The sequence below is a fragment of the Streptomyces sp. NPDC013317 genome (genome assembly GCF_055563155.1).
Map to the genome: position 1 here is coordinate 469,084 of NZ_JBVHDX010000003.1, position 14,984 is coordinate 484,067.

At 74.2% G+C, this 14,984-nt stretch carries 10 protein-coding genes; 6 read left to right on the forward strand and 4 right to left on the reverse strand.

The window, feature by feature from the left end; translation table 11 throughout:
* Positions 1-70: 70 nt before the first annotated feature.
* Entirely contained in the window at positions 71-730 is a 660-nt protein-coding gene (locus ACZ3IJ_RS10970; RefSeq protein ID WP_467467371.1) for a response regulator transcription factor, read from the reverse strand.
* 88 nt (positions 731-818) lie between these two features.
* Here ACZ3IJ_RS10970 and ACZ3IJ_RS10975 point away from each other — a divergent pair, with 88 nt between their 5' ends.
* Genes ACZ3IJ_RS10975 through ACZ3IJ_RS10990 form a run of 4 tightly spaced genes read left to right on the forward strand, consistent with a single transcriptional unit; the run spans position 819 to position 4,418 of the window.
* Complete coding sequence (locus ACZ3IJ_RS10975) at positions 819-1,322, forward strand: hypothetical protein (RefSeq protein ID WP_467467372.1); 504 nt, start codon at positions 819-821, stop codon at positions 1,320-1,322.
* A complete protein-coding gene (locus ACZ3IJ_RS10980; protein ID WP_467467665.1) occupies positions 1,319-2,380 on the forward strand; it encodes a peptidoglycan-binding protein in 1,062 nt (353 codons plus the stop codon). The genes ACZ3IJ_RS10975 and ACZ3IJ_RS10980 overlap by 4 nt, the downstream gene beginning before the upstream one ends.
* 50 nt (positions 2,381-2,430) lie before the next feature.
* Entirely contained in the window at positions 2,431-3,213 is a 783-nt protein-coding gene (locus ACZ3IJ_RS10985) for an ABC transporter ATP-binding protein (protein WP_467467373.1), read from the forward strand.
* Positions 3,213-4,418, forward strand: coding sequence for an ABC transporter permease (locus ACZ3IJ_RS10990; RefSeq protein ID WP_467467374.1), 1,206 nt, complete (start codon positions 3,213-3,215; stop codon positions 4,416-4,418). Before ACZ3IJ_RS10985 ends, ACZ3IJ_RS10990 begins: the two co-directional genes overlap by 1 nt.
* A gap of 321 nt (positions 4,419-4,739) precedes the next feature.
* Here ACZ3IJ_RS10990 and ACZ3IJ_RS10995 read toward each other — a convergent pair whose 3' ends face one another.
* Positions 4,740-9,653, reverse strand: a complete 4,914-nt coding sequence (locus tag ACZ3IJ_RS10995; protein ID WP_467467375.1) for a hypothetical protein — start codon at positions 9,651-9,653, stop codon at positions 4,740-4,742.
* Between the two features lie 189 nt (positions 9,654-9,842).
* Here ACZ3IJ_RS10995 and bla point away from each other — a divergent pair, with 189 nt between their 5' ends.
* Positions 9,843-10,772: a class A beta-lactamase gene (gene bla / locus ACZ3IJ_RS11000; protein WP_467467376.1), complete on the forward strand. Its 930-nt coding sequence runs from the start codon at positions 9,843-9,845 to the stop codon at positions 10,770-10,772.
* A 3-nt stretch (positions 10,773-10,775) separates the two neighbouring features.
* Here bla and ACZ3IJ_RS11005 read toward each other — a convergent pair whose 3' ends face one another.
* Positions 10,776-12,419, reverse strand: coding sequence for an amidohydrolase (locus ACZ3IJ_RS11005; RefSeq protein WP_467467377.1), 1,644 nt, complete (start codon positions 12,417-12,419; stop codon positions 10,776-10,778).
* Positions 12,420-12,747: 328 nt separating this feature from the next.
* Positions 12,748-13,440 (reverse strand): TetR/AcrR family transcriptional regulator, encoded by a 693-nt coding sequence (locus tag ACZ3IJ_RS11010; RefSeq protein WP_467467378.1) that lies wholly within the window; start codon positions 13,438-13,440, stop codon positions 12,748-12,750.
* 69 nt (positions 13,441-13,509) lie between these two features.
* Here ACZ3IJ_RS11010 and ACZ3IJ_RS11015 point away from each other — a divergent pair, with 69 nt between their 5' ends.
* Positions 13,510-14,961, forward strand: coding sequence for a purine-cytosine permease family protein (locus ACZ3IJ_RS11015; RefSeq protein WP_467467379.1), 1,452 nt, complete (start codon positions 13,510-13,512; stop codon positions 14,959-14,961).
* Positions 14,962-14,984 lie beyond the last annotated feature (23 nt).

The window sequence follows — 14,984 nt, forward strand, 5'->3', positions numbered from 1 at the left end:
CGGGTGCCCGCTCCGCCCGGCTCGGTCCCGGCCGGCCGAGCGTCCGGGCTCCTCTCCGGTTTCCGGCGGCTCACGACGCGATCCGGTAGCCCGCGCCCGGCACCGTCTCCACCACCGGCGGCTCACCCAGCTTGGCGCGCAGTTTGCTGAGGGTCACCCGGACCGCGTTCGTGCGGTAGCTGGTGTGCTCCTCCCACACCTGCTCGATCAGGTCCTCACCGCTGACCACGGCACCGTCGGCGCGCAGCAGGGCCTCCAGGACCGCGAACTCCTTGCGCGACAGCTGCAGATGGCGGCCGTCGCGGCTCGCCTGGCGGCGCGCGGTGTCCAGGACGATCCCCGCGCGTTCGAGGACGGGCGGCAGCGCGGGCCGGGCGCGTCGGCCGAGGGCGAGGACGCGGGCGAGCAGTTCGTCGTACGCGAAGGGCTTGGTCAGGTAGTCGTCGGCGCCGAGGCCGAGGCCGTCGACCCGGTCCCGTACGGTTCCCGCCGCCGTCAGCATCAGGATTCGGGTCATCAGGCGCTGCTCGACGACCCTGCGGCACACGTCGTCCCCGTGCATCCCCGGCAGGTCGCGGTCGAGGACGACGACGTCGTACTCGCCGAAGCGCATCTTCCGCAGCGCCTCCAGGCCGTCGCCGGCCACGTCGACGGCGAGCGCGTCACGGCGCAGCCCCTCGGCGATCATCTCGGCGAGGAAGGCCTCGTCCTCCACCACTAGTACACGCATGCACCCTGTGTATCGGAAGAGACCTTTCGTCTCTGTTAACCGATCCGCTGAGAGAAACGAAACACGTCCCGCCCGCACGATCCGGGGCATGACGACTCGACGTACCCGAGAGACCCTCCAGCTGGCCGCCGCGGCCTCCCTGGCCGCCCTCTGTCTCCTCGCCACCGCCTGCACCGCCGACGGGGGCGGCACGTCCGGCGGCGAGACCGTGAGCGAGGAGGGCAAGAAGGCCGACCAGGCCCTGGAGCACCGGAAGTGTCTGCGCGAGCAGGGCCTCGACGTGCCCGAGCCCAAGCCGGGCGAGGAAGGCGTCGGCCTGACCATCGGCGGCGACGGCATGTCCAAGGAGAAGATGGAGAAGGCGTTCAAGGCCTGCCGGGACAAGGGCGGGGCCGGCATGGGCAAGGAGCTGACCCAGGCCGACAAGGACAAGATGGTCAAGTACGCCCAGTGCATGCGGAAGAACGGCTTCGACATGCCGGACCCGACCTTCGGCGAGGGCGGGGTGTCGGCCGCGCGGCCCATACCGCAGGGCGCGGAGATGAAGAAGTTCGAGAAGGCCGACAAGGCGTGCGAGAGCGTGGCGCGATGAGCGGGCGGCGCAGGCTGGTGGCCGCCCTGGCCACGATCGCGGCGGTCGCCGGCGGCGGCGTGGCCGTCACCGCGCTGGATCCGGGCGAGGGTCGACAGGCCGTCGCCGACCCGCGACTGCCGCCCTCGACGGTGCCGCTGACCCGCGGCGACCTCAGCGACAGCTCCCAGCAGGAGGGCACGCTCGGCCACCTCGGGGAGCGCAAGATCAACGCGGGCTCGGCCGGCACTCTCACCTGGCTGGCGCCGAGCGGCTCGACCGTGGAACGGGACGGGCGGCTGTACGAGGTCGACGGCAGGCCGGTCCGGCTGTTGTACGGCGCCGAACCCATGTACCGGACGTTGAAGACCGGCGACAAGGGGAAGGACGTCCGCCAGCTGGAGGAGAACCTCGCCGCCCTGGGGTATGTCGGCTTCACCGTCGACGAGGAGTTCTCGGCGAAGACCGCCGACGCCGTCAAGCGGTGGCAGAAGTCCCACGACCTGAAGCGGACGGGCACGGTCGGTCCCGACACGATCGCCTTCGCCGGCAGCGCGGTCCGCGTCAAGGAGGCGGGCGCCGCGTCGGGCGACCAGGTCGCCCCCGGTCGGCCGGTGCTCACGGTGACGGGGTCCGAGCGTGTCGTACGGTTCCGGATCCCGGTCGCGGACGCGGGTCTGGCGAAGGCCGGCACCCGGGTCGTCGTCCAGCTGCCGGACGGGACGCGCGCCCCGGGGAAGGTGTCCTCCGTCGGCAGAACGGCCTCCGCGGGAGACGATCCCCAGGACCGGACGCCGAAGATCGACGTCAGGGTCTCCTTCGACGCGCCGGAGAAGGTCACGGGAGTCGACCAGTCCCCCGTCACCGTCGAGCTCACCGGCGAGACACGCAAGGACGTCCTCACGGTCCCCGTCAACGCGCTGCTCGCGCTGCCGGGCGGCGGCTTCGGCATCCAGGTCGTCGAGGACGGCACGGCGCGGGACGTCGAGGTGGAGCTCGGCATGTTCGGCCAGGGCCGGGTGGAGATCAGCGGCAGCGGGCTGCGGGAGGGCATGAAGGTCGGGGTGCCGTCCGAATGACCGACATTACCGATATGACTGGCACACCCGATACAACCGATGCCGGAGCCATGAGTACGGTCGTACGGCTCACCGGCGTCACCAAGGAGTACGCGGGCGGGGTCCGCGCGCTCGACGGGGTCGACCTGACGGTCGGCGCGGGGGAACTCCTCGGCATCGTCGGACCGTCCGGCTCGGGCAAGTCCACCCTGCTGCACATCGTCGGCACCCTGGACCGGCCGAGTGCCGGCACCGTCGAGATCGCGGGGCACGACGTGGCGTCGCTGACCGACCGGCGGCTCTCCGCGCTGCGCTCCCGGCACATCGGCTTCGTGTTCCAGGCGTTCCACCTGGTGCCCGGGGTCGGCGCGCTGGAGAACGTGGCCGAGGGACTGCTCTACTCCGGACTCCCCCGGGCCCGGCGGCGGGCGATGGCCGCGGACGCCCTCGACCGGGTCGGGCTCGCCGACCGGATGGGGCACCGGCCGCACGAACTGTCGGGCGGGCAGAAGCAGCGCGTCGCCATCGCCCGCGCGGTCGTCGGCGAGCCGGATCTGCTCCTCGCCGACGAACCGACCGGCGCGCTGGACTCGGCGTCCGGGGAGGCGGTGATGGAGCTGCTGCACGAACTCAACGCGCAGGGCGCCACGATCGCGGTGATCACCCATGACACGGAGATCGCCGGACGCCTGCCTCGCCAGGTCCGCATCCGCGACGGGCGGGTCACGGCGGACACGGCGGGCACGGCGGGTACGCCTGGTAGGGCGGGTACGCCTGGTAGGGCGGGTACGGCCGGCACCTCGAGCACGGCGGGCGCCGCGCACGGCAGCGCGGTCGGAAAGGCCGGCGTCTGATGCCCCGTACACGCAGGCCGCTCAGGGCCGCCCGGCTCACTCCGCGTGACGTCCTCCACGTCGGGTCGGCCGGACTGCGCAGCCGTCCCGTACGGGTGGTGCTGTCCGCGCTCGGCATCGCCATCGGGATCGCCACGATGATCGCCGTCGTGGGCATCTCGGCTTCGAGCCAGGCCCAGTTGATCCGCCAGCTCGACGCTCTCGGCACGAACATGCTGGTGGCGAAGCCGGGTGAGGGGATGTTCAGCGGGGAGGAGGTCAAGCTGCCCAAGGAGGCGGTCGGCATGGTGGGGCGGATCGAGGGCGTCGAGGGCGTGGGGGCCACCGGCGAGCTCACCCACACGGTACGGCGTTCCGAGAAGATCCCCGAGGGCGAGACCGGCGGCATCGCGGTGAAGGCCACCACGGAGGGGCTGCTCGACGTGTTGCGGGGCGGCGTGGCCACCGGCACCTGGCTGAACGCCGCCAACGGGCGCTACCCCTCCGTCGTCCTCGGCCATGTGGCCGCCGAGCGGCTCGGGATCACCGAGCCGGGTCGTCAGGTCTGGATCGGCGGCCGGTACTTCACGGTCGTCGGCATCCTCGACCCGCTGCCCCTCGCGCCGGAGATCGAGCGCTCGGCGCTGGTGGGCTGGGAGGGCGCGCGGAAGCTGCTGGGCTTCGACGGACATCCGACGGCCGTGTACGAGCGGTCCACGGACGCGTCCGTGCCGACCGTCCAGAAGCTGCTCGCCCCGACGATCGACCCGCGGAACCCGCAGAACGTCCAGGTGAGCGACCCGTCCTCGGCCCTGAAGGCCAAGGCGGCCACCGAGGGCGCGTTCTCCACCCTGCTCCTGGGTCTGGGCGGGATCGCCCTGCTGGTGGGCGGGGTAGGCGTCGCGAACACCATGATCATCTCGGTGCTCGAACGCCGCCACGAGATCGGCCTGCGGCGCTCGTTGGGCGCGACGCGGGGTCAGATCAGGATCCAGTTCGTCACGGAGTCCCTGATGCTCTCCGGTCTCGGCGGCGTCGCGGGCGTGGCGCTGGGCGGCGCGGCGACGGGGGTGTACGCGTACACGGGCGGGCTGCCCTGGGTGGTCCCGCCGTGGGCGGTCGCCGGCGGCTTCGCCGCCACCCTGGCGATCGGCACGGTCGCGGGTCTGTACCCGGCGGTCCGGGCGTCACGGCTCTCCCCGACGCTGGCGCTCGCGGCGGCGTGACGGGAGGAGGGCGCGCCCGCCGGCTCCTCGACGGCGAGGCCCGGGGCTGCTGCCCCGGGCCTCGCCGCACGGGCAACGGAGACGCGCGTGGCCGGCCGGCCGCGGCCGGCCGGGCTCGTGGCTGCTCGGGCGCGTTGCGGTAGCCCGCCTGCCCCGCGACACCTGGCACGCGCGCTCGCTGCGTTGTCGGGGTCGTCCGAGTACGCCCGGTACGAGGACGGACCCTCCGCCTTGCGATCACACGCTCCCCCAGCTCTCGGCTGCGCTCGAGCAGGGGGGACCCTCATGACGCCGCGGGCCCCGCCCTTCGGGCGGACGGCGCTACTTTCGCAACACGCCCCAATCGCCCTCCCGGGACAGGCGCTCCCAGGTCGTCGCGAACAGCTCGTGCAGGGGCGCGGGCGGCAGGAGCCGGCCGAAGAGGGAGTCGACGGTGTTCCCCCAACGCGGACGCGCCCCGTACGTCGCCAGCTTCGCTGCCTCCAGCGGCAGGTGAGGGGCCTTCAGCTCGGTCCACTCCCCCGGCAGGAACACCGTCCTGCCCGCCCTCGCGCGCTTGGCCTCCACCACGGCCCCGGTGGCGACCAGCTCCGCGCGGACCTCCGCGAGGCGCTTGGCCGACCAGCCGTTCCACCGTCGCACCTTGCGGTCGGTGGGCTCGGCCAGTGTCGCCACCTGGAGGTACAGCGCCGCCGCGTCCGGACCGACGCCGAGGTGCCCGGCCGCCCGCGCGACCAGGTCCGGGCAGGACTGCCTCGGATCCGCCTCGTACGCGCCGGCCGGTACCGCGCCCGAGCGGGCGCGCCGCATCATGCGCTCCAGGCCTCCGCCGGCCAGCAGCGGTGCCACCCGGTCCAGTTCCGCCGTCAGGTCCGTGACCTCGCGGACCTGACGCCACACCTCCGGGTCGGCGCACGCCGCGGGCCGGAGGAAGGAGCCGCCGCCCGGCGCGCACACCACCAGGGCACCGGAGTCGTACGCGGTCACCGCCACCGGGCCCTCTTCCGTGCGGCGGCCCTTCGCCACCGGCAGCCGCCCGGGCCCGAACCTCTCGGCGATCCCCTCCGGCGTGTCCTTGACCCGTCCCCCGTGCAGCGCCAGGAGGAGTTCGGGGCGCTCCAACTCGGCCCGCAGGCGTTCGTACAGGGCCGTCGCGCCGGCCACCGCCGGGTCGCCGACCGGCCGGTCCGTCCACGCCCACACCAGCGCGCCCGCGATCTGGACGAGCGGGAGGCCCACCGGGGTTCCGTACGGCAGCGCGGGCCCCTCCGGAGGCACCGGCAGGACCTCCACGCCCGTTCCGTACGGAGTCCCCGACAGCTCCCAGCCGGCCGCCTCGACCGTCGCGTCGGCGGCGGCCTCGTAGCCGCCGGCCAGACGCCTGGCCCACACCTCGGCGAGGCCGAGGTCGGCCTCCAGGGCGTCGGCCGCCTCGTCGTGCACGGCGGGCAGGGCGCCGATCCGTTCCCGCCACACCGCCGCCATCCGGTCGGCCGCCGCGTCGACGCCGCCGGGCTGCCACAGCTCGGCCGGGTCCTCGGGGAGCGCCGCGGCCAGGACGGCCCGCCGACCCTCGCCGCCGAGCCGGGCACGGAGCTTCTCGTAGGCCTCCGCCGTCTTCGGGCTCGCCTTGTAGGGAGCCTTGCCCGCCAGCGCACGGCCCTCGTCCCAGCCCGCGCGGCCGACGATGCCGGCCACCACGAGGCGGGCCACGGCCCTCCGTACGCCTGTCAGTTCGGCGAAGCGCGCGGCCGCGGACTCCGGTACGGGAACGGGTCCGTGCGCCTCGACGGCCGCGACCAGGGCCCGGAGGCGGGTGGCGTCGTCCCGCCCGACCCGGACGAGCCGTGCCTCCGGAACCGCCGCCGGAACGGGATCCCCGGCCTTGGTCCCGGCCCTGTCAGCGTCCTCGTCGTCCCCGTCCCCGTCCCCCGCTGCCGGTGCCACGAACCAGAGCGTCGCGCCTCCGGCACGCAGCTCGGCGGACACCACCGGGATCCCCCTCTCGCGCAGCCCGTCCAGAACCGCGCCGTCGGAGACGCGGCCGACCCACCAGCGGCTGCCGGCCCGGGCGAACGGCTGGTCGGCCCAGGTGTCGAGGAGGGCCAGCAGAGCCGCCCGCTCGGTGTCCGGGGTGGGCGCCACCGCGGCCCGCCACCCCACGGCGTCGATCGCGCCGAGCAGTTGCGACCAGTCGTGCGGGGCGGCGGGCGGCGAGAGCCGCCGCACCTCCTCCGCGATCGTCCCCGTGACGCAGGCGCCGTCGGCGGCGAGCGCGTTCAGCGTGGCCGGCAGCGCGACCCGCGACGTCCGTCGCCTCGGGTCGCGCTCGCCGTCCGAGACCAGGCCGAGCAGACCGGGCATCAGCTCGCTGTCGGGTGCGGACCGGCGCGGCAGCACCGGCGGCGCCTCGGCGAGGAGGGTGACGCGCCGGTGCAGGGCGCGGCGCCGCTCCTCCACGCGCACGGCCCGTCCGGCCACCGCCGCGACGGCCTCCACAAGCACCGGGTCGGTGACGTCCGGCAACTCCCGGGCCAGGGCGGCGCGCAGCGCCTCGGCGCCGTCGAAGGCCGCCGCCAGCAGGGCATCGGCTGTCTGCTGTCCCAGGCTCCGCAGTGCGCGGGAGCCGACCGCGTCACGGGTCCGCAGGAGGTACCAGAAGGCCGGGGGCAGCGCCACGCCTCCGGACGCGGTGGCCCGCCGGACCGGACGCACCCGCCGGTCCTGGGGTGCGTGATGTCCGTCCAGCTCCCACAGCAGGCTGCCGTCGGCCGTGTACGCGCGCACCCCCGTCCGGGTCTGTGCCTCGGCGAGGACCACGTCCTCCACCGCCCCTTCCGGTGGCGCCCACAGGCCCCAAGGCTCCTGGCCCGGCCGGTCGATGTCGAAGCGGGCGGTGCGCCCGTCCACGCTCTCCAGCAGGAAGTGGTCGGGGGCGTTGTCGCGGTACCGGGTGCGGAACAGCACCCGGGTGCCGACCAGCCCGTCCCTGCTGCCCAGCGGGGAGTCAGGAAGACCGGCGGGCAGCGGCGCCAGCTGCAGGGCCTCCCTCGCGAGGGACATCCCCGTCTCTGAGGAATCGCCTTCCCCTTCCCCGTCCGCGTCCGGGGCGCGGCCCGGGAAGCCGGGCAGGTCCACGACTCCCTGACGCTCCCCGGTGACCGGGTCGACCGTTTCCCACGGCCGCCTGCCGAAGACGGCGTTGGTCCAGATCCGCGAGCCGTCGCCGAGCTGGAGCTCGTCGCCGTCGATGCCCTCCGTGCCGCCGGGGCGCAGGGCATGGCCGCCACCGTGTCGGCCGCCCCCGTCCGCGGTCTCGAACTGGAAGCCGTACGCCCCGTCCAGACTGCCGCCGAAGGGCACGAGGCCGCTGAGCTGCTCGGGGGTGAAGGGCTCCTCGGGACGGTCGGCCCAGACGGCGGTGTCGCAGTAGTAGGGGCTCCGCTTGAGCGACCAGCTCACCAGGAAGGATCCGCCCACGTAGTGGACGGCGAAGATGGTGGCGTCCTCCGGCACCGTGAACCGGCAGGAGCCGCGCACCCCGTCGGGGGCCACGGCCACGGCCCGGTCCTTCCCGAAGACCGTCAGGACCGGCCAGGTGCAGGTGACCCCGGCGACTCCCGCGGCCGGACCGTCCACCGTCTCACCGGAGGCGGAGCCGGAACCGCTGCCGGATCCCGCGCCGGAGCGGGAGCCCGCCTCGGCATCCGTGGTGGCGTCGTCCGCGGCTCCCTCCGTGGCCGCCGTGGCCCCGGCCTCCGCCGCGAACTCGGCGTACACCGACTCCAGCTCGGGCCAGGCCAGTTCCTCGGGCAGTCCGGCCGTCAGCGAACGCCGCAGTGCTCCCGCGCCTCCCGCCTCGGCGAGGGCGTCGACGATCCCGGCGAGCGCCGTGACCGTCGGGCGGTCCAGCAGGACCTCCAGCTCGGCCACGGCCTCCTCCGCCCCCGCCATGCCACCGCCCGCGACCGTGCCGACGAGCTTGCCGACCCGCGCGGCGACCTCCTGGGCGATGCCCTCGTTGCCCGGCAGGAGCGTCACCGCCGAGCCGGGTTGCCGTGGGCGCGCCATGGACCGGTCGGACCGCAGGTTCGCGTGTACGGTTCCCTCCAGCCGGGGACCGAACACCGCATCGGCGGCGAGCGCGACGAGGTCCCGCCGGGACCGCTCGCCCCAGAAGCGCATCCGCGTCTCCGGGCCGGGGTCGACGACCGCGACCCCGGCCGCCAGGCAGGCGTCCAGCACGTCCGCGTCGAAGCCCGTGTAGTGGTGACGGGTGGTGTGCAGCGTCACGGCGTCGCCCGCGGCCCGCAGCCGCGGCCCCAACCGCCCTACCAGGTCGAGGAGTTCCGTCGGCAGCGGCTGGCGTGCGACCCCGCCGCCGGACCGCGCCGCGTACTGGTACATGCGCACGAAGTCGCCCAGCCACCGCGGCAGCCCGCCCTCCGGTACGACCCGCCCGGACTCCATCGCCTCCGTCGCGCCGCTCGCGATCAGCATCCGCAGCCACGCCCCACCGTCGGTCACCCCGGCCGGAAAGACCTCGACGAGCCCGGCGAGGACCGCGTCCGTCGGCGGATGGGCCCGAAGGACCGGGGCGGCGGCCGTCAGCAGCGCGTCCGGCACCGACTTCCCGCGCGTGAGGGACAGGATCGTGCCCACGACGCGTGCGACTTCTTCGTTCCCGTGCCCGGCCGCCTTCGCCGACGTCCGCACCCTGCGCACGAGATCCGCCGGGAGATCGGCCGCCGAGCCCGCCCAGGCGGTCAGGAACGCGTCCAGGGCGGCGTGCGCGTCCGCCGGCTCCAACGTCTCGGCGAGGAAGCGCTGATGGGCCCCGAACTCCTTGGCCGGCATCGCCCCGCCGCTGGCGAAGAGCAGCGCGTTGGCGCGGCGGTAGGCGGGATCGACGGGAAGCCCGTGCCGGGCCTCGGCCGCCCGCGCCGCCACGAAGGCACGCGCGCCCGGCCGGCTCCCGTAACCGATCAGCCGGTGACCGACGGTGTCCCAGAACCACGGCAGGTGCGCCGGCGGCAGCCCGCGCGCCCGCGCCGCCATCGTGTCGACGAACCGACCGGGCTTGGTCCAGGTCCGGTTGAGTTCCGCCCCCATGTCCTGGACGAGGCCACGCGCCATCGCCTCGGCGTCCGGGTCGTGCGCGGCGACCCAGTCGGCGTAGGTCGTCGAGACGTGCGTACCGGAGGCGGGCAACAGGCCTTCAAGCGAGACGATCATGCCGTGGATCGTCGCATGTCCCACTGACACCACCGCGGGCCGTCCACCCGGGCGCGGGCGGCACGTCGGAGACCGCGTCCGGTGCGAGACACACCGACCGCCGAGCCGCGGCGTCGCGGCGGGGCGGCCCGGTGGCAGAGTGGAGCGGATACACCCGAACGCCCCACACCCGACCAGAAAGCCTCCCCCATGCGGCTCCACCGTCCCCGGCACCGACTCCTCGCCGTACTGGCCGCGTTCGCGCTCGTACCGCTCACCGGATGCGGCGACACCCGTCCTCCCGCGGACAGCGCGCCGCCGCCGCGGGAGTCGGCCACCGCACCGGACGGCGTGGCCTCGGCCCGGGCACGGTTCCGGGCGCTGGAGCGGAACTACGGTGCCCGGCTGGGCGTGTACGCCCTCGACACCGGCAGCGGCCGTGAGGTCGCGTACAACGACAGCGCCCGGTTCCCCTACGCCTCCACCTTCAAGGCCCTCGCCGCGGGCGCCGTGTTGCGCGAGAACCCCGGTGCCGGCATGCAGCGGGTGGTCACGTACTCCCGGGACGACCTGGTCGCCCACTCCCCCGTGACCGAACGGCACGTCGCCACCGGGATGACCCTCACCGAGCTGTGCGACGCCGCCGTACGGTACAGCGACAACACCGCCGCCAACCTGCTCTTCGACCGGATCGGCGGTCCCGAGGGGCTGGAGGCGACGCTGGCGGAGCTGGGCGACGGCGTCACCCGGATGGAACGGCGCGAGCCCGAGCTCAACGAGTGGGAGCCCGGCGCCACACGTGACACCAGCACCCCACGGGCTCTCGCGGGGAGCCTGCGTACGTTCGTCCTCGGCGACGCGCTGCGGCCCGACGGGCGCGCCACGCTGACCACCTGGCTGCGCACCAACACCACCGGCGCGGAACTGATCCGCGCCGGTGTCCCCGAGCACTGGACGGTCGGCGACAAGACAGGGGCAGGCAGTACGTACGGCACGCGGAACGACATCGCCGTCCTCTGGCCGCCCGGCCGCGCCCCCGTCGTCCTGGCCGTCCTGTCCAACCGTCTCACCGCCGACGCCTCGTACGACGACAGGCTGATCGCCGAGGCGGCCACGGCCGCCACCGAGGCCCTGTCCTGACCCTCAGAGGCTCGCGTCGCGGTGGGTGGGGCGCCCGTCGAGGACGGTGAGGAGCACGGGGAGGTCCGCGAGGTCGGTCGCTGCGACGGCGAGCGGGCTGTCGGCGAGGACGGTCAGGTCGGCACGGTGACCGACGGCGATACGGCCCGCCTCGTGTTCCTCCCCCGCAGCGAACGCGGGACCCGTCGTCACCCCCTGGAGCGCCTCCAGGGCGGTCAGCGCCTGCTCGGGGCCGTGCGGGGGCTGGGTGAGGTCACGGGTCGGGCGGCGGTGGCGGGCCCCCGCCATCACGCCCAGCGGCGGGAACGGCGCGATCGGCCAGTCGGAGCCGAGGACGACCGTGGCCCCGGCGTCCCACAGGTCACGGCACCGCCACGCGCGCGAGGCGCGCTCCTCGCCCAGCCGACGGGACCAGTTGTCGGTGTGGTCGGCGCGGGTGAAGTCGCAGCAGTGGGTGGGTTGCATGGAGGCCAGGACTCCGAGCTCCGCGAACCGGGCGGGTGTGTCGTCGGGGACGCTCTCGATGTGTTCGATCCGGTGCCGGACCACGCCGCCGCCGGCGCCGCCGCCTCCGCCGTGTCCGGCCTGGGCCTTCTCGACGGCGTCGAGGACGTGCCGTACGGCCGCGTCGCCGATCGCGTGGGTGGCGGTCGGCACGCCGGCGCGGTGCAGTTCGCCCACGATCCGGGTGTAGACCTCGGGGTCGGGCCAGAAGGCGTGCGTCGACTCGCCGTGGCAGTCGGGCCGTTCGAGCCAGGCCGTGCCGTTGTCGATCGTGCCGTCCATGAACAGCTTCACCCCCGCGACACGCCACAGCTCCCCGCCGACGCCCTGCCGCGCGATGAGGGAGCGCAGCCCCTCCTCGTCGATGCCGGGCTGGCACCAGGGGGCGACCCGCAGCCGTAGCGGGAGTTCGCCGGCGGCTTCGAGCTCCGCGTACAGGGTGAGGCTGTCGCCGTTGGCGTCCATGGCGTGCCCGCCGGTCAGGCCGGCGGCGGCCATCCGGCGCAGCGCGACGGCGAGGCGGTCGCGACGCTCCGCGTGCGTGGGCTGCGGCGCCGCGCGCTCCACGAGTTCGCAGGCGGCGTCCTCCAGGAGCAGTCCGGTGGGCCTGCCCGCCTCGTCGCAGACGATCTCGGCCGCCTGGTCGAAGGTCCGGGGTCCGTCGATGCCGGCCAGTTCGAGAGCGCGGGGACTGGCCAGCATCGAGTGGGCGTCGAAGAGTTGGAGCAGCGCGGGTACGCCGTCCAGGACGGGCGCGAGTGCGGCGTACGCGACGGGCCGGTCGCCGAACACGTTCGGGTCCAGGCCCCAGCCGGACAGCCACGCCCCGGGGGCGAGCGTCCGGATCTCGCGCGCGAGCGCCTCGCGCAGCGAGCCGAGGTCGTCGCAGCCCGACAGGTCCAGCCCGTGGGTGAGTTCGGCGCCAGAGACGGGGTGGAGGTGGCCGTCGGTCAGGCCCGGCGTGACGACGGCGCCCTTGAGGTCGAGGACCGTCGTGGCGGAATCGGCGAGCCCGCGTATCTCCCGGTCGACGCCGAGAGCGGCGATCCGGCCGCCGGACATGGCGAGGGCGGTCTCCGGCAGGAGGCGGCCGGTGGCCGGGTCGAGCAGACGGGCGGACAGCAGGACGAGGGAGGGGCGCACAACGGCTCCAGGAAGTACGGGTGGGAGGGAAGGTCGGCTCCGGCCGGGATCGGCGGTCACACCGACGCGGGCGGCCGCCCCGGCCTGGGGCAGCCGCGTGGGCATCGGCCCAGGCGTCGGCTGCGGACCGGCCTAGGGCGTGTTGCGAAAGTAGCGCCGTCCGCCCGAAGGGCGGGCCCCGCGGCGTCTGGTGCGTGCGATCGCAAGGCGGAGGGTCGTCCTCGTACCGGGTGTACTCGGACGATCCCGACAACGCAGCGAGCGTGCGTGCCAGGCGTCGCGGGGCAGGCGGGACTTTCGCAACACGCCCTAGGCGTCCGGCATCGGCCTAGGCGCCGGCTTCGGCTTCGGCCTCGGCATCGGGAATCGATTCGGCGGCCGGCGCCGCCGGCCGTTTCGTGTCGAGCGTGCCGTTCGGGAGGGCGAGTTCGCGTTCCGCCGTGGTGAGGGCCATCCGCGTCACCACCTCGGGACGGTTGCTCCGGTCGGTGTTGGCGTGGGCGCCGAGGCCGTCGAGGACGACCAGGATCTGGATGGCCGTCGCGCGCGGGTCGTCCGTACGGAACTCGCCCCGGGCCACCCCGTCGCGGATGAGGCCCTCCAGTCGGTCGTCGGAGGCGAGTTCCTGTTCGGCGACCCGGTCGCGCAACAGGGGCCGGTAGCGGCTCAGATGGCGGGCGTTGATCCAGAGCCGGCTGATGTCGTCGTACGCCTCTCCCGCCGAGAGCGCGAAGTATCGCGCGAGGTGTTCCGTCGGCGTCCCGTCGGGCCGGTCGGCGGGGAGGAGGGCGTCGAGCTCACCCGTGGCCGCGGTCGCGAAGGCCTCGGCGACCAGTTCTTCGGCCGAGGGGAAGTAGTGGCTGATCAGACCGGGGCGTACGTCGAGTTCCTCCGCGATCCGGCGGAGGGTGACGCATTCGAGTCCCTCGGTCAGGGCGACGCGGGCGGCGGACTCGACGATCTCCGCCCGCCGGGCCTCCGGAGATTTGCGGATTCGTTTGCGCTGGACGCTTGACGACATACCGGCGATGCTATTGAGTGTGCGACCAATAAGCAAGCAGGTGGGCACGACACGCATCCGGAGGGCCTCATGGCTTCCACCATTCCCGATCCCCGCCCCGGCGCTCAGGGCGCGCCCAGCACGCCGCCCGGCACCGACCGGGCGGGCCGGGTCGAGGCCCACGGCATCGACCACATCCCCGATACCGAGCGCCATGGACGCCCCCGTGAACTGTTCGCCGTGTGGGCCGCGGCCAACGTCAACTACCTCAGTCTGGTCATCGGCGGCGCCCTGGTCCTGATGGGCCTGAGCCTGGCGCAGGCCCTCGCGGTGATCGTGGTGGGGAACCTCTTCTGGCTGCTCACCGGAGTGCTCGCGATCTCCGGGCCGGCGGCCGGCGCGCCCAGCGAGGTGATCACCCGGGCCATGTACGGCGTCCGGGGCAACCGGGTGAACAACGCGGTCACCGGCTGGATGATCTCCGTCTGCTACTTCGCCCTCAATCTGGCCGCCGCCGCGTCCGCCGCCTTCGCCCTCGTCGCCAGGACGGGTCTCCCCACGAACACGGTCGTGAAGATCGCCGTCGTGCTGGCCATCGCGGCGGCCACGCTCACGATCAGCGTCTACGGACACGCGCTGATCGTGAAGCTCTACCTCCCGATCACCATCGCCCTCACCGCCGCGTTCGGCGTGGTGGCGTACGCGGTGCTGCGGAACGCCGACGTCGGCCACTCCCCCGAGGCGTCACTGAGCGGGGTGGACCTCTGGGCGACGCTTCTGGCGGGCGTCACGGTCATCGCCGCGGGCCCGCTGTCGTACACCACCAGCGCCGACTTCTCCCGCTATCTGCCGCGTACGGCGTCGTCCCGGGCGATCGCCGGCTGGACCGCGCTCGGCGGCTTCCTGCCCAGCGTCGCCGTCTGCTCGCTGGGCGCGCTGGCCGCGACGGCCGTCGACATGACCGATCCGCAGACCGCGCTGGAGCAGATCCTGCCCGGCTGGTTCACCCCGGTCTTCCTGCTCGCCCTGGTCCTCGGCACGATCTCCATCAACGCCCTGACCGCGTACAGCGCGGGCCTGGCCCTCCAGGCGGTCGGCATCCGCATCCGCCGCTCGCTCAGCGTCATCGTGGACGGCGCCGTCGCCTCGGCCCTGACGCTGTACGCCCTGCTCGTCTCCAACTTCCTCGACACCGTCAGCAACGTCCTCCAGCTGACCGTCGCCCTCCTCGGACCCGCCATGGCCCTCTACGCCACCGACATCGCACTGCGCCGCAACCGCTACGACGGCCTCGCGCTGACGGACGAGACCCCGGACAGCCCGTTCTGGTACGCGGGCGGGTTCAACCTGGCCGGCGCGACGGCGCTGGGCGCGGGTGTCGCCGGGGCCGCCCTGTGCGTCAACACCCTCTACACCGGCCCGATCGCCGCCGCCCTGGGCGGAGTGGACCTCGCCCTGCCCGTCGGCATCGTCGTCACCTCGGCCTGCTACGCGCTCCTGACGCGGACGTCCGTCCGGGGACGCTCCGCCACTGCCGCGTGACCGGGTCGGTCCGCTACCCTACC